Raw genomic sequence first — 17,892 nt, forward strand, 5'->3', positions numbered from 1 at the left:
TTCCCGCTCCTAGCCCCCGGGCTCAGCCCGGAGCATTGTCGGCCTCGACCACCTCGGCCATGCGCGGCAGCAGGTCGGGGATCGCCGCCCTGACCCGGTTCCAGCTGGGAATGAAGGGACGTTCGCCGGGGTTGTCGAGAAACACGCTGCCGGCCTCGAGCAGGTTGGTGGCGAACAGCTCCACCGCCCGCTCCTCGCTGTGGCGATCCAGGCTCAGGCCGTTCATCCGCGCATCGTGGTCGTAGGCCTCGATCAGGTCCAGCGCCATGCGATAGTAGGTGGCCTTGAGGGTGCGAAACCCTTCGGCGCTGAAGGTCACGCCCTGGGTCGCCAGCTTGCGATAGAGGGCCTTGGCGATGTCCAGGCTCATGCGATTGAGCCCCCCGGAGGCATCCTCCTCGGAGACCGGCTGATGCTTGTGATCGTAGGCATCGGCGAGATCCACTTGGCACAGCCGACGGGTGGAGTAGTTGCGATGCACCTCGGAGAGCACGCCGATCTCCAGACCCCAGTCGGCGGGGATGCGGATCCCGTCGAGCACCTCGATGCGCATGGCGAACTCGCCGGACAGCGGGTAGCGATAGCAGTCCAGGTACTCGAGGTAGGACAAGGGACCGAACATCTGCTTGAGCGCGCGCAGCAACGGCGTGACCATCAGCCGCGAGACCCGACCGTTGAGGCGCCCTTCGGCGATTCGCGGGTAGTAGCCCTTGCAGAACTCGTAGTTGAAGTAGGGATGCGCCACCGGATAGAACAGCCGCGCCAGCATGCCGCGATCATAGGTGAGGATGTCACAGTCGTGCAGCGCCACCACCTCGCTGCGCCTGGGCGCCTGCACGTAGCCGGCGCAGTACCAGACATTGCGCCCCTTGCCCGGCTGCTGCGGCGCCAGCCCCTGCTCGTCGAGCTCGGCGTCCAGGGCGCGTAGCCCCGGGCCGTCGTTCCACAGGATGCGATGACGCTGGGGCAGCCCCGCGAAGAACGCGCGGGCCCTGTCGAACTGGGCCCGGTCGGCCCGATCGAGGCCGATGACCACCTCCGAGAGATAGGGCACTCGGGCCAGCTCGTCGACGATATGCGCCAACGCCGGCCCCTCCAGCTCGGAGAACAGCGACGGCAGGATCAGGCTCATCGGGCGCTGCTTCGAGAATCCGACCAGGTCGGCCTCGAGCGCTTCGAGGGGCCGGCGAGTGAGGTTGTGGAAGTCGGTGATGATGCCGTTCTGATGGAAATCGCTCATGCCGTGGCCCTCCCCGCCTCGGCCACGCTCAGCGCCGGCCGCGGCCGGCGCTCGCCTCGCCCCCACCAGTGATCGACTCCCTCGGCCCAGCCCGCGGGCCCGCTGGCGCGGCTACGGTAGAGCCTCGGCTGACGGGGCGACACCTCCAGGCCATGGCAGCCGCGGATCACCACCGCCTGGTCCACCGCCTCGAGCATGGCGATGTCGTTGGGCCCGTCACCCAGCGCCAGCGTCTGCGGCTGCACCCCGCGCAACGCGGTATAGCGCTCGGTCAGCCAGGTCACCGCCCGGCCCTTGTCCGACGCGCCGGTGACGTGCCAGAAACGCCCGCCGCGCAACAGGTGCAGGCCATCCCCGGCGAGCCCCTGGCGAAAGCGGTCCAATAGCGCCTCGCTGTCTTCCCAGATCAGCGGCTCGCTGCCCTCTCGCATGCGCGCCAGGCGCGCCTGGCCCTCGGACAGGCCGGTGAAGGCGACCAGGTCGTCGAGGGTCATCTCGCCCATCGCCGTGAAATGCACGCCCAGTCGTGCACGCCACACCGCGAGTCGCTGGCGAATCAAGCCGATGTCGACGCCCAGCGTCTTGATCACCAGGCCGTCGGGGCCAGGGGTACGTTCCAGCCGGGCATGGCACCAGGCGGCGGGCAGGCCCACCACCGCGCCGTTCTCGGCCACGAAGGGGCTCTCCGTGAGCCCCAGGGCCTGGCGAAGGGCCAGCAGCTCGCTGCGAGTCTTGCTGGTCACCGGAATCACCGGGACGCCCTCCCGGCGCAACCTGAAGAGCGACTCGGCGGCCGGCGCCCAGTCATAGCTGCGATGATCGAGCAGCGAGCCATCCAGGTCGGTGAACAGCAGCCGAGGACCGGCAGTCTCGGCGTGGGGCGAAGAGCGGGACATGGCGACACCTCGTGTTTCGCGTGGTCACGAGGCACATTGCAGATAGCATGCCAATTTCCCCCCGAGTGGCGCCGTCAGGCCGCCGGGTGACGACGACGTCGCCCCCGCGACGGGCGGCCCGCACCACGACGGGGCAAGCGCATTACCGAGGTGCGGCCCAACGCCCCAACGCGCGACGCCCCCGCCGGAGGGCGAGGGCGTCGAGGGAGGTGCTGCCGGAGCGGGCTCAGAAGTGATAGGTGGCGCCCAGGCTGACGGCATTGAAGTCGTAGTTCGATTCGTCGAGATAGCGCATGTAGTCGGCGTCCACCGAGAGGTTCGGCATCAGCGCATAGCTGGCGCCCCCGCCGTAGGAGACGTCGCTCTCGGTGTTCTCGCTGTCGAACTCGACCTCGGTCGCCCCGAGCAGGCCGTACAGCGTGAAGTCCGGGGAGAGCGGCAGCATGCCCTTGGCGTAGCCGCCGGCCAGGTAGTCCAGCTTCACCGGGCCGTCGGAGCCACCGGTACCCAGGTGCCCTTCCAGGGCCAGGTAGTCGTTGAAGGACACGCCGGCCCGCAGCCGCAGGCCGGTGCTGTCGAAGTTGCCGCCGCCATCCGGGTCCAGCTCCCAGAACAGCGCATCTCCGCCAAGGTAGAAGCTCGGCTGATAGCTCATGGGGCTCTGGGCCTGGGCGGCGGTGGCCGCCATCAGGCTGGCCGCGGCGACGGGAATCAGGAAGGTCTTCATGGTGGTCCTCCAGTTGGGAAACAATGTTTCCCTGCGCAACGCCTAGTCTGGTACAAAGCGCGCCCCTTCGCCACGAACGTCGGTGGCATCGGCGAGCCACGGCACCGCCCCGCCCTCGCCCTCCGGCGCGCCGGCCACGGGGCCCGGCCATCCCGCCTCTGGCCTGAAACAGCGATAGGGCATATCCTCTTGAGCACGCACTAGGCAATGCCTGAAAACTGTCTGCGCTCGGCTATACCGCGTTAAAAATCAGCTCGTGCGCGAGCCCGGTCAAAGTCCTCGTTTACACCCCGTGAACTCCGGCTTCTCGCTGATTTTTGCCTTGTCTAGCCTTCGCTCGCCGGCTTTCAGACAAAGCCTAGGCCCGCACCGCAACATGGAGACTGCAATGGCCGGTTTACTTCCCGATGTCGACCCCGATGGACTGCTCGAGTACTCGGTGGTCTACACGGACCGCTCCCTCAACCACATGTCGAAGAGCTTCCAGCAGGTGATGCGCGACATCTCCGCGTCCCTGAAGCGGGTGTACCGCGCTCACTCGGCGGTGATCGTCCCCGGCAGCGGCACCTTCGGCATGGAAGCGGTGGCTCGCCAATTCGCCACCGATCGGCGCTGCCTGGTGATCCGCAACGGCTGGTTCAGCTACCGCTGGCACCAGATCCTGGAACGCGGCCAGATCCCCTCGGACCTCTATGTGCGCAAGGCGCGTCGCCTCGACGACGACGACCCGACCTCGCCCTTCGCCCCGGCTCCCATCGAGGAAGTGCTCGAGGCGATCCAGGACCAGCAGCCCGACCTGGTGTTCGCGCCCCACGTGGAGACCGCCTCTGGCATCAAGCTGCCGGACGACTACATCCGGCGCCTCTCCGAGGCCATCCACGACCAGAACGGCCTGCTGGTGCTCGACTGCATCGCCTCCGGCACCGACTGGGTCGACATGCAGGACACCGGCGTGGATATCCTGATCAGCGCGCCCCAGAAGGGCTGGAGCGGCTCGCCCTGCTGCGGCATGGTGATGATGTCGCGGCTGGCCCGCGACATCATCGAGGAAACCGAGAGCTCCAGCTTCGCCTGCGACCTCAAGAAGTGGCTGTCGATCATGGAGACCTACGAGGGCGGCGGCCACGCCTACCACGCCACCATGCCCACCGACGGCCTGCGGGCCCTGCGCGACGTCATCGCCGAGACCGAGGCCTACGGCCTCGAGAAGGTGCGCGACGAACAGCTCGAGCTCGGTCGCCGGGTCCGCGAGCTGCTCGCCGAGCACGGCTACCCGAGCGTGGCGGCGCCGGGGTTCGAGGCGCCCGGCGTGGTGGTGAGCTACACCCGGGATCCCGACCTCGCCGTCAAGTTCGCCGCGGCGGGCCTGCAGGTGGCCACCGGCGTGCCGCTGATGTGCGACGAGGGCGAGGAGTTCCGCAGCTTCCGCATCGGCCTGTTCGGCCTCGACAAGCTGCACGAGATCGACCGCACCCTGGCGGCCCTCGACAAGGCGCTGAGCCATATCGAGGCCACCGACAAGTCGGGCGTCGATGGCTGATCGCCACGATACCGACAACGCACAAGGGCGGCCCGTGGGCCGCCCTTGTGCGTCAGATGCCGCCGAACGGCGTCAGTTGAGCAGCGAGAGGATGATCCGCTCGCCGTACCCCCACAGCAGCACGGTGGCCCCGAGCAGGGCCTCCAGCACCAGCACCCCGACGGCCAGCGTCGTGCTCGAGACGATGAAGCCCTCCTCGCTGCTGATGCCGAGAAAGGCCGGGATGCCGAGATACAGCAGATAGGCTGTATAGCACAGCCCGATGGTGCCGGCGAGCAGGCACAGCCAGACCAGCGGGTAGACCGCCACAATGCCGCTGACGAACATCGGCGTGGCCACATAGCCCGCGAACACGATGCACTGGCTCTGGCTCGGCGGCTTGGTGAAGCGCTTGGCCATGTAGCGGATCACCTTGCCCACCACATAGACCGCCGCAAGAATCACCAGGTAGAAGACGATCCCGGCCCCCAGGGCATCCAGGTAGCTGAGCTGAATCTTGGTGCCCCCACCGAGACTCCACCCTACCTGGGTGGTGCCGATGTAGGAGCAGACGACCGGAATGGCCGCCAGCAGCAACACGTGATGCTCGTAGAGGTGGGTGAGCGTCTCGCGCTCTTCCTTGATCTGCTGCCACTCGCGCTTCGGATGGGCGAGGATGCCCCAGGCATGTGTCAACATGGCATTCCCTCCTGCCGGGGGCGGGCCACGATGACCCGCCACTCGATGGCTTCACCGGCAAGTATAGGCGGAGACCCGAAGAGTCTCCGCCAACGGTCATGCGTTAACCCAGGGCGGCAATCAACGGTGTGGTCGGCAACAGGCTGGATTCCACCGACATCATCACGCTCAGGGCGGTGATGGTGAGGATCGAGAAGCCGAACACGCGCTTCGCCCAGCGCTCGGCGTTGGACGTCCAGTAGCCCTGCATGGCCAGGTACAGCCAGTAGACGCCCATCACCAGGGCCACGGCGAAGTAGCCCGGCCCGGCATAGCCGGCCACGCTCAGCGCCAGGGAGGCGAAGACGAAGGCCAGCACATAGCCGAGGATGTAGTGCTTGGCGGTCTTGATGCCGCGCACCACCGGCAGCACCGGAATCCGCGCCGCCTGGTAGTCCTTGAGGCGGAAGATGGCGATGGCGTAGGAGTGCGGCATCTGCCACAGGCAGAAGATCACCAGCAGCGTCAGCGCGCCGCCGTCGAAGGTCCCGGTCACCGCGCAGTAGCCCACCACCGGCGGCATGGCGCCGGACAGGCTGCCCACCAGGGTGCCGTACTCGGAACGACGCTTCATGCACAGGCTGTAGGCGCCCACGTAGATGACGAACCCGAAGGCCGCCAGGCCCACGGTCACGGCGTTGGTAAAGGCCGCCAGCAGGGCGAAGCCCGCGACCCCGAGCAGGGTCGCGAAGCGCAGCGTCGCCGCCACCGTCAGCCGCCCCTGCACCAGGGGCCGGCCGCGGGTGCGCTCCATCACCGCATCGATATCGCGATCGATGACGTTGTTGTAGGCGCATCCGGAAGCGATCACCAGGGACAGCCCGACCAGGGTGGCCAGCAGCAGCCAGGGATCGATATCTCCCTGGGCGGCCAGGAAGAAGCCGCCCAGCACCGAGATGGCGTTGCCACCGATGATCCCCGGCTTGGTCAGGGCCAGGTAGTCCCGCCGCCGCGAGGAAGCCGTCATCACCCGATCATCATGTTGAGATGGAGGTTGTGCATGATCCATAGGGAACCTCCGATGACCAGGACCAGGATCGCCACGGTGAAGACGAAGGAGGTGACGTTCCAGCCCTCGTCGGTCTTGGTGCTCATGTGCATGAACAGGATCAGCTGCACGAGCACCTGGGCCACCGCGGTGGCCACGATGATCAGCAGCGTGGTCGCGGTGCCGAAGGACCCTGTCATCACCACGCCGAAGGGGATGATGGTGAGCACGATCGACAGGATCAGGCCGATCACATAGGACTTGACGCTGCCGTGGCTATGCTCGGCATGGGAAGCGTGTCCGCTCATATCACAGGACTCCCATCAGGTAGACGAAGGAGAAGACGCAGATCCAGACGATGTCCAGGAAGTGCCAGAACAGGCTCAGGCACATGATCCGCGGGCGTGTCATGTCGGTCAGGCCCTTCTGCTGCAGCTGGACCAGCATCACCAGGATCCAGATCAGGCCGAAGGTCACGTGCAGGCCGTGGGTGCCCACCAGCGTGAAGAAGGCCGACAGGAAGGCGCTGCGATCCGGCCCATAGCCCTCGTGGATCAGGTGCTGGAACTCGTAGATCTCCAGGCCGATGAAGCCGGCACCCAGCAGGAAGGTCACGGCGAGCCATGCCTTCACCTTGTTCACCTGATCGGCGTTCATCGCCAGTACCGCCATGCCGTAGGTGAAACTACTCACCAGCAGCAGGAAGGTGCTGATCAGGATCAGCGGCAGATCGAAGATCTCCCCCCCGGTCGGCCCATCGGCCGTGCCCCCGACGAGCACGGCGTAGGTGGCGAACAGTGACCCGAAGATCACCAGATCGCTCATCAGGTAGACCCAGAAACCGAAGACCTTGGTGCCTGCGGTATCGTGATGATCGTGCTCGTGGGCGTGATCATCGTGGTTCAGGGTATCGGTAGCCATGGTTACGCCTGCCCCCCCGCCTGGGTTGCATAGGTTGAAGACTGCTGAGCCACATGCTCGTCGACGCGCTGGCGATGCTCGCGCTCGATGCGCTCCACCTCGGCGGCGGGCACGTAGTAGTCGACGTCTTCGCGGAACACTCGCGCCATGAAGACCACGAACATGCCGATGCCAGTGACGATGGCCAGCCACCAGATGTACCACACCAGGGCGAAGCCGAAGGCGGTCGACAGCAGACCCAGCACCGGACCTTCCCAGGTGTTCTTGGGCATGTGGATGTCCTGGTAGGGCGGCTCGGACAGCGGTGGCTTGCCGTCGTTACGCTGCTTGTGCTCCCAGTATCCGTCGATGTCCTTCACCTCCGGCAGGTGCGCGAAGTTGTAGAAGGGCGCCGGCGAGGAAGTCGACCACTCCAGGGTCCGCGCATCCCAGGGATCGCCGGTGACGTCCTGGTTCTGCTTGCGGTCGCGGATGCTGACGTAGAACTGGATCAGGGTGCAGGCGATACCCGCGGCGATGATCAGCGCCCCGATCCAGGCCACGATCATCAGCGGCTGCCACTCGGCGTTGCCATAGGACTGCATGCGCCGCACGGCACCGAAGAAGGCCAGCACGTACAGCGGCATGAAGGCCACATAGAAGCCGATCAGCCAGCACCAGAAGGAGCGCTTGCCCCACTTCTCGTTGAGGGTGAAGCCGAAGGCCTTGGGGAACCAGTAGGTCAGGCCCGCCAGCATGCCGAACACCACGCCGCCGATGATGACGTTGTGGAAGTGGGCGATGACGAACAGGCTGTTGTGCAGCACGAAGTTGGCCGCCGGAATCGACAGCATCACCCCGGTCATGCCACCGATGGTGAAGGTGATGATGAAGCCCAGGGTCCACAGCACCGGCGAGCTGAACTCGAGGCGGCCGCGGAACATGGTGAACAGCCAGTTGAAGATCTTCACCCCGGTGGGGATGGCGATGATCATCGTCATGATGCCGAAGAAGGCATTGACGTCAGCACCCGCCCCCATGGTGAAGAAGTGGTGCAGCCAGACGATGAACGACAGCACGGTGATCGCCACCGTGGCCCAGACCATGGTGCCGTAGCCGAACAGGCGCTTGCGGGCGAAGGTCGCGATGACCTCGGAGAACACGCCGAACGCCGGCAGGATGAGGATGTACACCTCGGGGTGACCCCAGGCCCAGATCAGGTTGACGTACATCATCATGTTGCCGCCGAGATCGGTCGTGAAGAAGTTCATCCCCAGGTAACGATCAAGCGTCAGCAGCGCGATGGTAGCGGTCAGGATCGGGAAAGAAGCGATGATCAGGACGTTCGCGCACAGCGAGGTCCAGGTGAAGATGGGCATGCGGAACAGGGTCATGCCCTTGGTGCGCATCTTCAGGATGGTGACGAAGAAGTTGATACCGGTCAGGGTCGTGCCGATACCCGATATCTGCAACGCCCAGATCCAGTAATCCACGCCGACCCCGGGACTGTAATCCTTCCCCGATAGTGGCGCATAGGCCAGCCAACCGGTCTTGGCGAACTCGCCGGCGAAGAGCGACACGTTGACCAGGATCACGCCCGCCGCGAACAGCCAGAAGCTGAGGTTGTTCAGGAACGGGAAGGCCACGTCGCGCGCGCCGATCTGCAGCGGCACCACCAGGTTCATCAGGCCGATGACCATGGGCATGGCGACGAAGAAGATCATGATCACGCCGTGGGCGGTGAAGATCTGGTCATAGTGCGAGGGCGGCAGGAAGCCCTCGGCCCCGGCCGATGCCATGGCCAGTTGGGAGCGCATCATGATGGCATCGGCGAAGCCGCGCAGCAGCATCACCAGCGCCACGATGAAGTACATGATGCCGAGTTTCTTGTGGTCGATGGAGGTGATCCATTCGTTCCACAGGTAGCCCCACTTCTTGAAGTAAGTGATGGCGGCGACCAGCGCGAGCCCACCCACGACGATGGCCGTTATGGTCGTCAAGACGATGGGATCCGTCGGGATCGCCTCTAGACTGAGTTTTCCGAACATAATTTACTCCGCTGCCTCCGAGCTCGTGGTCTCGCCGTGAGAGCCGGTCGATTCATCGTCACCGTCGCCAGCGTGGGCCGCACCATGACCGAAGCCATCGGCGTAGCGGTCGGCGTATGCGGACATGCGTTCCTCGTGGTCACCGCCAGCCTGGAAGCTCTTGATGATGCTCTCGTAGAGAGAGGGGGATACCTCGGAGAAGTACTGGATCTCGTTGTCCTCGCTGGGTGCGGCCAGCGCATAGTACTCCTCGGGGAAGGTCAGGGACCCGGAGGACTCACGCACCTTCTCGACCCAGGCGTCGAACTCCTGCTGAGACCCCACGTGGGCGTCGAAGGTCATTTCCGAGAAGCCCGCACCGCTGTAGTTGGTGGAGCGACCGGGATAGACGCCCGGCTCTTTGGCGACCAGGTGAACGTCGTTGTCCATGCCGGCCATGGCATAGATCTGACTGCCCAGTCGCGGGATGAAGAAGGCGTTCATCACCGAACCGGAGGTGACCCGGAAACGCACCGGGGTGTCTTCGGGGAAGGCCAGCTCGTTGACGGTGGCGATGCCCTGCTCCGGATAGATGAACAGCCATTTCCAGTCCAGCGAGACCGCCTGGATTTCCATGGGCTCCTGCTGTTCTGCAGTCGGCTCGATAGGCTTGTGCGGGTCCAGGCTGTGCGAGGTGTACCAGGTCAGTACCGCCAGGAAGACGATGATCACACAGGGGATGAACCAGACGATGGCCTCGATCACGTTGGAGTGGGCCCAGTCGGGATCGTAGGAGGCATCACGGTTGCTGCGGCGATAGCGCCAGGCGAAGAGCAGCGTCATCACGATCACCGGGATGACGACGATCTGCATCAGACCGAAGGACGTCAGGATCAGGGTACGCTGTTCTTCCCCGATCTGGCCCTTGGGGTCCAGCAGCGCCGAGCTGCACCCTGCCAGCAACAGGGGCAACACCGCCAGCAGCAAGACTCCGAGCTTGCGCAGGGGGGGAGTTCGATTCATGTTTCGACCTCGTCAGGCTTGGCGACAGGAATAATCCTGCTGACTTTTGTAGCAAGCTACATAAAGACCGAGACCTTTCCTGCGCCGGTCGACCCATGACCGCAGCAAAGGCTAACCATCGTGGAGAGGGCTCGGCTCACTCATGGCCGGGGCTTCAGACGCGCCAAATGGCGCCTGAGAAGGGCTCGGCCGCGGGGGTCGTATTGTGTAGGAAACGCGCATGAGAGGAAAGGGGCGATTTGCCGCAGGGTGTCGCACCGGCGCCGGCAGGCCGGTGTCGGTCGGGAGGGAAGGTCGGCGGGCCGACTGGGCTCAGTAGCCGCCCATGCCCTTCGGCATGAAGCCCAGATTGTTCTCCACCGAGCGCACGCCGGCGGCGTTCTCGGCAGCGACCTGCACCGCCAGGCGTTGTTCCTGGCTGTCGACCAGGCCCCACAGCTGTACCCGGCCATCGGCGACGATGATGTTGAGCCGCTCGACCATCACCCCGGTATGGCGGTCCACCTCCTCGAGGATGGCGTCGCGAATCGCCCGATCGCCCCCGGTCGGGGCGGCGGTCGGCTCCGACACCGAGAAGCCCCGCAGCAGGTTGGAACGACTGACGATGCCCACCAGGCGCCCGTCGCGCAGCACCGGTACCCGCTTGATGCGGCGACGCTCGAGCAGGGCGGCGATGCGGTGTAGCGGCTCGTCCTCCTCCACGGTGACCGGATTCGGCGTCATGATCTCGCGGGCCAGGCGCCCGTGGGTGCGCACGTAGTCGGCGGCCTGGTCACCCGAGGTGAACCACCGCAGCCACCAGGAGCGCGGCTCCTCCTCGCCGAGGCGACGGATCAGGTCCCCCTCGCTGACGATGCCGAGCAGGTGCTCCCGCTCATCCACCACCGGCACCGCACTGATGCCGTGCTCGATCAGCAGGCTGGCGATCTCGCGCACTTCGCTGTCGGGCGACACGCTGATCACATGGGGAGTCATGACATCTGCGGCACGCATGGCGAGTCCTCCGGGCAGCGGCACACGAGCGCGACGAAACACGAGCGCTTGATCTCAACATAGCAAGTCCGCGGCGCGGCGGCTCGATCCGAGACACGCCGCCAGGCGACGGCCATCAGCCGACAGGAGGTCCGACCGACTCGCGCACGATCAGTTCCGGCGCGACGTGCAACTGTTCGACGTCGCTGCGCTTGTCGGCGATCGCCTGGATCAGCAGCCGACAGGCCTGGCGGCACAGCGTCGCGGTCTGCTGGCGCACCGTGGTCAGGGCCGGCCTCAGCAGGCGCGCGATCTCGATGTCATCGTAGCCGATCACCGACAGGTCCTCGGGCACACGCAGCCCCTGCCGGGTGGCCTGGCTGATGGCGCCCAGCGCCGAGAAGTCGTTGAAGGCGAACAGCGCGGTGGGGTGCGACGCACTGCGGCACAGCCGGCGCACCGCTGCCTCCCCGCTCTCGCTGTCCATGCCGCCGGCGTGCACCCAGTCCGGCTCCAGGGGCAGGTCCGCCTCGGCCAGGGCGCGCTGGAAGCCACGGAAGCGGCGTATCGACTGATGGTGCTGCACCGGCCCGGCGATGCAGCCGATCGCCCGGTGGCCCTGTTCGATCAGGTGGTGGGTCGCCAGATAGCCGCCAAGCTCGGAATCGTCGCTGACGCTAGTCAGGCTTGGAGTGTCCGAATCCAGCATCACCACCGGGAAGCTGCATGACGCCAGCAGCTCCAGGTAGGCATCGGAGAGCACCGACTCCAGCACCAGCAGCCCGTCGATGCGCCGCCCCTTCAACGTGCGGATGTAGCTGCGCTGCTTGTCGATGTCGCGCCCGGAGTTGCACAGCATCAGGTTGAAGCCGGCCTCGTAGAGCTCGGCCTCGAGCCGGGCGACCACCTCGGCGAAATAGGGGTTGGTCGAGCTGGTGACGATCATCCCCACGGTATGCGTCACGTTCTTCTTCAGCGACTGCGCCGAGGTGCTGGGAGTGAAATCGAGCCGCTCGATCGCCGCCATGACCCGCTCACGGGTCTCGGCCTTGACGAAGCGCGTGCCGTTGACCACGTGGGACACGGTCGACACGGACACCCCCGCCTCCCTGGCCACATCGGTAATCGTCACCATCGTCGCTGGCCGCCCCCGCCCCGCTTGCCCATCGCTCGTCGCCCGCGCATCGCCTCTCCTGCCTGCCGCTGCAAGTCCGACCACCGGCACCATCGCCCGCGGCCGTTCAGGTTTCCCAGCATAACGCATTGATTCTCCGAGTAGCAGCGCGTCGCGACCCATCGACTCCGACGCCGGGAAGGCGCGCTCCCCTCCCCTGTCGGCGAGAGATCCCGACTCAGGATACCCCAAAAGGGGTAAATAAAAACGTTTGCGCAAACGTTTTTCCCTGCGCTACGGTGAGCCCATCCCACGCGCCCGCCGTCGGCAACGCCGGGCCGACACTCACTAACCACACAGGGTGAACGCCGTGATCTCCGCCCCCATCGCTCCGCCGCGGGACGACGCCGAGGCCGCCGAGGCCGTCGTCGTCGGCAGCCTGAACATGGACCTCGTGGTCCGCACGCCTCGCCACCCCCGGCCGGGCGAGACCCTGCTCGGCCGCGACTTCGCGGCCACCCCCGGTGGCAAGGGGGCCAACCAGGCCGTGGCTCTGGCGCGCCTCGGCGCCCGCACGGCGATGATCGGCCGGGTCGGCGACGATGCCTACGGCCAGTCGCTGGTGGCCAACCTCGAGCAGGAAGGCATCCAGGGCCTCGGCGTCCAGGCCAGTACCACGAGCGAGACCGGGGTGGCCATGATCCAGGTCGACGACGCCAGCCAGAACAGCATCGTGGTCATCCCGGGCAGCAACGGCGAGCTCTCCCCCGCGGACGTGGCGCGCGCCGACGGCCAGTTGGCCCGGGCGCGGCTGGTGGTCTGCCAGCTGGAAGTGCCGCTGGCGGCGGTCCGCGAGGCGCTGGCCCGGGCCCGCGATCACGGCGCCACCACCCTGCTCAACGCCGCCCCGGCCATGACCCTGCCCCAGGACGTGCTGCGACTGGTCGACTGGCTGGTGGTCAACGAGAGCGAGGCTGCCGCCCTCTCCGGTCACCCGGTCGAGCATCCCGACGACGCCGCCCTGGCGATCCGCCGCCTGCGCCAGTCCGGCTGCCGCCGCGTCCTGGTCACCCTCGGCGCCAAGGGCGTGGTCGTCGCCGACGATGACGGCCTGCATCACTATCCGGCGCCGAGGGTCGCGGCCGTCGACACCACCGCGGCCGGCGACACCTTCGTCGGCGGCTTCGCCGCAGCGCTGCTGCGTGGCGAAGCCGTGGAGGCGTCTGTCCGCGAGGGACAGGCCGCCGCCGCGCTGGCCGTGACCCGTGCCGGCGCCCAGGCGTCGATCCCCCACCGCCACGAACTCGCCGCCCACTGACCCTCACAGGAGACCGACGATGGCCACCACCGCGCCCGCCAAGGTGATCTTCGACACCGACCCCGGCATCGACGACGCCATGGCGCTGCTGTTCCTGCACCGCCACCCGGGTGTCGACCTGCTCGGCATCACCACGGTGCACGGCAACGCCCGCACCGACACCACCACCCGCAACGCCCGCTACCTGGCCGAGCGCTTCGGCCTCGAGGTCCCCGTCGCGCGCGGCGCGGCGGAGCCCCTGGCGATGCCCAAGTCGGCACCGCCCACCTTCGTCCACGGCGACGACGGCCTGGGCAACGCCGGGCTCTCCTTCGAGCCGACCCTGGCGCTGGACCCGCGGCCCGCCTACCAACTGATCATCGACACCGTGCGTCGCCATCCCGGCGAGGTGACGCTGATCGCGGTCGGCCCGCTGACCAACCTGGGCCTGGCGCTCAAGGAAGCCCCGGACATCGCCGGCCTGGTCAAGGACGTCGTGGTGATGGGCGGCGCCTTCGGCGTCGACGGCCAGGGCGGCAACATCACCCCGGTGGCCGAGGCCAACATCCACGGCGACCCGCACGCCGCCGACCTGGTGTTCACCGCCGACTGGCCGGTGGCCATCGTCGGCCTGGACGTCACCCACAAGGTGCTGATGCGCGACGCCGACTTCCGTCGCCTGCGCGACCAGGGCGGCGAGGATGGCGACTTCATGTGGCGGATCTCGCGCCACTACGTGGACTTCTACTCCGAGCGCGAGGCCATCGACGGCTGCTATGTCCACGACTCCAGCGCCGTGGCCTACGTGCTCGACCCGAGCCTGTTCGAGGTGCGCCGCGGCCCGGTGCGCGCCGTGCGCGATGGCCTGGCCATGGGCCAGACCATCCAGCGCCCCGACGCCCAGGACTTCCCGCCCAACGCCTGGGACGGCCTGCCCTCGCAGCGGGTCTGCGTGGACGTCGACGGCGAACGCCTGATGGCGCTGTTCATGGACACCTTCGTCGCCCCCGAGCGGGCCCAGGGCGCCTGAGACGTCCGCTCGCTCTCCATTTCCTCAGGGCAATTGCAGTTGAAATGGGGAAGCTCGCCGGGGGCAGGTCGAAGAGGAGGCCTACGCCAGGGATGGCGTCGGTAGCGCCCAGGGATGGGTTCACAGCGCCCCCTCGCCGACCTGTCGACGGCTAACTGTGATCGCCATGCATCCACTCCACGCTGGACACCGATAATGACAACGATCGACACCGATACCCTCGCCAACGCGCTGCGCGCGCTCGCCATGGACGCCGTGCAGCAGGCCGGCTCCGGCCACCCCGGCATGCCCATGGGCATGGCCGAGGTCGCCGTCGCCCTGTGGCATCGCCACCTGCGCCACAATCCGGCCAATCCGGACTGGCCGGACCGCGACCGCTTCGTGCTCAGCAATGGCCACGGCTCGATGCTGCTCTACGGCCTGCTGCACCTGACCGGCTACGACCTCTCCCGCGACGACCTGGCCGCCTTCCGCCGGCTGCACAGCCGCACCCCGGGCCACCCGGAGCTCGGCTATACCCCCGGCGTCGAGACCACCACCGGCCCGCTGGGCCAGGGGCTCGCCAATGCCGTGGGCCTGGCGCTCGCCGAGCGGTTGCTGGCCGAGGAGTTCAACCGCGACGGCCTGCCGCTGGTCGATCATCACACCTACGCCTTCGTCGGCGACGGCTGCCTGATGGAGGGCATCAGCCACGAGGTCGCCTCGCTGGCGGGCACCCTGGGGCTCGGCAAGCTGATCGTGCTCTACGACGACAACGGCATCTCCATCGACGGCGAGGTCGAGGGCTGGTTCAGCGACGACACCGCCGGCCGCTTCGACGCCTACGGCTGGCAGGTGATCCCCGCCGTCGACGGCCACGACGTGGCGGCCGTCGACGCCGCCATCGCCCTGGCCAAGGACGACGACCGCCCCACCCTGATCGCCTGCCGCACCCTGATCGGCAAGGGCGCGCCCACCAAGCAGGGCAGCGCCGCCAGTCACGGCGCGCCGCTGGGCGACGCCGAGATCCGCGCCGCCCGCGAGGCCCTGAACTGGCCCCACGCGCCCTTCGCCATCCCCGGTGATGTCGCCGAGGCCTGGAGCGCCCGGGAGCGCGGCAAGCGCGACGAGGCCGCCTGGCGCTCACTGTTCGCCCGCTACGCCGAGGCCCATCCCGAGGCCGCCCGGGCGTTCGAGCGTCGCCTGGCCAGCGAGCTGCCCGAGGACTTCGCCCGCCAGGCCCGGCAGCGGCTCGAGGCGGTGGCCGAGAAGGGAGAGAAGCTCGCCACGCGCAAGGCCAGCCAGCAGGCGATCCAGGCCTTCGCCGTGGGGCTTCCCGAGCTGGTCGGCGGCTCCGCCGACCTCGCCGGCTCCAACCTGACGCTGTGGGACCAGGCCCGTCCGGTCGGTCGCCGCGGCGGCGGCAACTACGTGCACTACGGCGTGCGCGAGTTCGGCATGGCCGCGGTGATGAACGGCCTGTGCCTGCACGGCGGCCTGCGGCCCTTCGGCGGCACCTTCCTGATGTTCTCCGAGTACGCCCGCAACGCCCTGCGCATGGCCGCGCTGATGAAGATCAACCCGATCTTCGTGTTCACCCACGACTCCATCGGCCTCGGCGAGGACGGCCCCACTCACCAGCCGGTGGAACAGACCGCCACCCTGCGCCTGATGCCCAACATGGACGTCTGGCGCCCCTGCGATGCCGTCGAGACCCGCGTCGCCTGGCAGGCCGCCCTCGAGCACACCGCCACCCCCACCAGCCTGATCCTCAGCCGCCAGGCGCTGGCCGCCCAGCCCCGCGACGCCGCCCAGTTGGCCGCGATCCGCCGCGGCGGCTACGTGCTCGCCCGGGAGGACGGCCCGCTGGACCTGGTGCTGATCGCCACCGGCTCGGAGGTCGAGCTGGCCGTGGAGGCCCGCACTAGGCTCGCGGACACAGGCGTGCAGGCCCGAGTGGTGTCGCTGCCCTCGACCTTCGCCTTCGATCGCCAGGACCGCGGCTACCGCGACGCGGTGCTGCCGCCCGGGGTGCCGCGGCTGGCCGTGGAGGCCGGGGTCACCGACTACTGGCGCAAGTACGTGGGCCTCGACGGCGACGTCGTGGGGCTCGACACCTTCGGCGAGTCGGGCCCCGCCGACGCCCTGTACCGCCACTTCGGCCTCACCGCCGAGGCCGTCACCGCACGGGCCCGCCGCTTGCTGGCCCCCACCCCCGCATCCCAGGAGGTAACCGCATGAGTCGTCTGAGTCGCATCGCCGCATTCGGCCAGCAGGTCTGGCTAGACAACCTCTCGCGTCGGCTGCTGGAGAGCGGCCGGCTGGAACGCTGGCTGGAGGAGGACGCCATCGCCGGGGTCACCTCCAACCCGGCGATCTTCCACAAGGCCATCGCCGAGGACCCGCGCTACGGCGACGACCTGGCGCGCCTGCGCGACCGGGAACCCGACCCCGAGCGCCGCCTCGAGGCGCTGGTGCTGCCCGATATCCGCGCCGCCTGCGACCTGCTGCGCCCGCGCTTCGACGCCAGCGGCGGCGAGGCGGGCTTCGTCAGCTTCGAGGTCTCGCCGCGCCTGGCCCAGGAGGCGGACGCCACCCTGACCGCCGCCAAGCGTCTGTGGGCCGCCATCGACCGGCCCAACGTCATGATCAAGATCCCGGCCACCCGGGCCTGCCTGCCGGCGATCCGCGACGCCATCGCCGCCGGGCTCAACGTTAACGTCACCCTGATGTTCTCGCCGCGCCACCTCGACGACGTCTTCGCCGCCTACCGCGAGGGCCTGGCCGCCCGCCACGCCGCCGGCCTGCCGGTGGACCACATCCGCGCGGTGGCGAGTGTCTTCCTCAGCCGGGTGGACTCCCTTGTCGACGGCGAACTGCCGGAAGCGGCCGCCCACCTGCGCGGGCGCATCGCCGTGGCCTCGGCCAAGGCCGCCTACGCGCGCTGGCAGGAGACCTTCGGCGGCGAGGCCTTCGCCGAGCTGCGCGCGGCCGGCGCCCGGCCCCAGCGCTGCCTGTGGGCCAGCACCGGCACCAAGAACCCGGCCTACTCGGACGTCATGTACGTGGAGGAGCTAATCGGCCCCGACACCGTCAACACCGTGCCCGACGCCACCCTGGCGGCCTTCGCCGACCACGGCGAGGCCGCCGAGACGCTGACCCAGGGCCTGGCGACGGCCCACGAGCAACTCGCCGAACTGGCCGCCCTGGGCATCGACCTGGACGAGCTCGGCGAGCGCCTGCAGCGCGAGGGCCTCGCCGCCTTCGACCAGGCCCACGACGCCCTGCTGCGCCTGGTCGACTGAGGCCACGCGCCGCCGACACCTCCGACATCCCGCTCGATACAACGACAATACGAGGCGCCCATGTCGCATTCACCATGGCATTCCCCGTGCCCCGCCTCCCGGGCGGGAGGCGGGGCCCACCGCCGTGCGCCGCACGG

General features: G+C 67.9%; 16 protein-coding genes. 5 read left to right on the forward strand and 11 right to left on the reverse strand.

Annotated elements, in window-relative coordinates:
• Positions 1-22 precede the first annotated feature (22 nt).
• The 3 genes from ACXAFN_RS01375 to ACXAFN_RS01385 all read right to left on the reverse strand — a co-directional run bounded on the left by ACXAFN_RS01375 (position 23) and on the right by ACXAFN_RS01385 (position 2,863).
• The gene (locus ACXAFN_RS01375) at positions 23-1,240 is read right to left on the reverse strand and encodes a glycosyltransferase family protein (protein WP_474985528.1); all 1,218 of its coding nucleotides are present in this window, start codon (positions 1,238-1,240) and stop codon (positions 23-25) included.
• On the reverse strand, positions 1,237-2,136 hold the full coding sequence (locus tag ACXAFN_RS01380; protein WP_474985530.1) for an HAD-IIB family hydrolase: 900 nt from the start codon (positions 2,134-2,136) through the stop codon (positions 1,237-1,239). Before ACXAFN_RS01380 ends, ACXAFN_RS01375 begins: the two co-directional genes overlap by 4 nt.
• Before the next feature lie 226 nt (positions 2,137-2,362).
• Positions 2,363-2,863 (reverse strand): porin family protein, encoded by a 501-nt coding sequence (locus ACXAFN_RS01385; protein WP_474985532.1) that lies wholly within the window; start codon positions 2,861-2,863, stop codon positions 2,363-2,365.
• Positions 2,864-3,251: 388 nt separating this feature from the next.
• On the opposite strand from ACXAFN_RS01385, the gene ACXAFN_RS01390 reads away from it, so the two are divergent.
• Positions 3,252-4,403, forward strand: a complete 1,152-nt coding sequence (locus ACXAFN_RS01390; protein WP_474985534.1) for an aminotransferase class V-fold PLP-dependent enzyme — start codon at positions 3,252-3,254, stop codon at positions 4,401-4,403.
• A 72-nt stretch (positions 4,404-4,475) separates the two neighbouring features.
• Here ACXAFN_RS01390 and ACXAFN_RS01395 read toward each other — a convergent pair whose 3' ends face one another.
• The 8 genes from ACXAFN_RS01395 to ACXAFN_RS01430 all read right to left on the reverse strand — a co-directional run bounded on the left by ACXAFN_RS01395 (position 4,476) and on the right by ACXAFN_RS01430 (position 12,327).
• The gene (locus ACXAFN_RS01395) at positions 4,476-5,081 is read right to left on the reverse strand and encodes a Yip1 family protein (RefSeq protein WP_474985535.1); all 606 of its coding nucleotides are present in this window, start codon (positions 5,079-5,081) and stop codon (positions 4,476-4,478) included.
• Positions 5,082-5,184: 103 nt separating this feature from the next.
• Positions 5,185-6,129, reverse strand: a complete 945-nt coding sequence (gene cyoE / locus ACXAFN_RS01400; protein WP_474985537.1) for a heme o synthase — start codon at positions 6,127-6,129, stop codon at positions 5,185-5,187.
• The gene (gene cyoD, locus ACXAFN_RS01405) at positions 6,087-6,416 is read right to left on the reverse strand and encodes a cytochrome o ubiquinol oxidase subunit IV (protein WP_474985539.1); all 330 of its coding nucleotides are present in this window, start codon (positions 6,414-6,416) and stop codon (positions 6,087-6,089) included. The genes cyoE and cyoD overlap by 43 nt, the downstream gene beginning before the upstream one ends.
• A gap of 1 nt (position 6,417) precedes the next feature.
• Positions 6,418-7,029 (reverse strand): cytochrome o ubiquinol oxidase subunit III, encoded by a 612-nt coding sequence (locus ACXAFN_RS01410; protein WP_474985540.1) that lies wholly within the window; start codon positions 7,027-7,029, stop codon positions 6,418-6,420.
• Positions 7,030-7,031: 2 nt separating this feature from the next.
• Positions 7,032-9,056 (reverse strand): cytochrome o ubiquinol oxidase subunit I, encoded by a 2,025-nt coding sequence (gene cyoB / locus ACXAFN_RS01415; RefSeq protein ID WP_474985542.1) that lies wholly within the window; start codon positions 9,054-9,056, stop codon positions 7,032-7,034.
• Between the two features lie 3 nt (positions 9,057-9,059).
• Positions 9,060-10,058 (reverse strand): ubiquinol oxidase subunit II, encoded by a 999-nt coding sequence (gene cyoA, locus ACXAFN_RS01420; RefSeq protein WP_474985543.1) that lies wholly within the window; start codon positions 10,056-10,058, stop codon positions 9,060-9,062.
• Between the two features lie 312 nt (positions 10,059-10,370).
• The gene (locus ACXAFN_RS01425; RefSeq protein WP_474985545.1) at positions 10,371-11,051 is read right to left on the reverse strand and encodes a CBS domain-containing protein; all 681 of its coding nucleotides are present in this window, start codon (positions 11,049-11,051) and stop codon (positions 10,371-10,373) included.
• Positions 11,052-11,166: 115 nt separating this feature from the next.
• Positions 11,167-12,327: a LacI family DNA-binding transcriptional regulator gene (locus tag ACXAFN_RS01430; protein ID WP_474985547.1), complete on the reverse strand. Its 1,161-nt coding sequence runs from the start codon at positions 12,325-12,327 to the stop codon at positions 11,167-11,169.
• Positions 12,328-12,514: 187 nt separating this feature from the next.
• Here ACXAFN_RS01430 and rbsK point away from each other — a divergent pair, with 187 nt between their 5' ends.
• From rbsK to tal, 4 genes are all read left to right on the forward strand, one after another.
• On the forward strand, positions 12,515-13,462 hold the full coding sequence (rbsK, locus tag ACXAFN_RS01435) for a ribokinase (protein WP_474985549.1): 948 nt from the start codon (positions 12,515-12,517) through the stop codon (positions 13,460-13,462).
• A gap of 19 nt (positions 13,463-13,481) precedes the next feature.
• Positions 13,482-14,471, forward strand: a complete 990-nt coding sequence (locus tag ACXAFN_RS01440; RefSeq protein ID WP_474985550.1) for a nucleoside hydrolase — start codon at positions 13,482-13,484, stop codon at positions 14,469-14,471.
• A 195-nt stretch (positions 14,472-14,666) separates the two neighbouring features.
• On the forward strand, positions 14,667-16,691 hold the full coding sequence (gene tkt / locus ACXAFN_RS01445; protein WP_474985551.1) for a transketolase: 2,025 nt from the start codon (positions 14,667-14,669) through the stop codon (positions 16,689-16,691).
• Complete coding sequence (gene tal, locus ACXAFN_RS01450; RefSeq protein WP_474985553.1) at positions 16,688-17,755, forward strand: transaldolase; 1,068 nt, start codon at positions 16,688-16,690, stop codon at positions 17,753-17,755. Before tkt ends, tal begins: the two co-directional genes overlap by 4 nt.
• Positions 17,756-17,892 lie beyond the last annotated feature (137 nt).

Source organism: Halomonas sp. ABH4_019, from assembly GCF_056159885.1.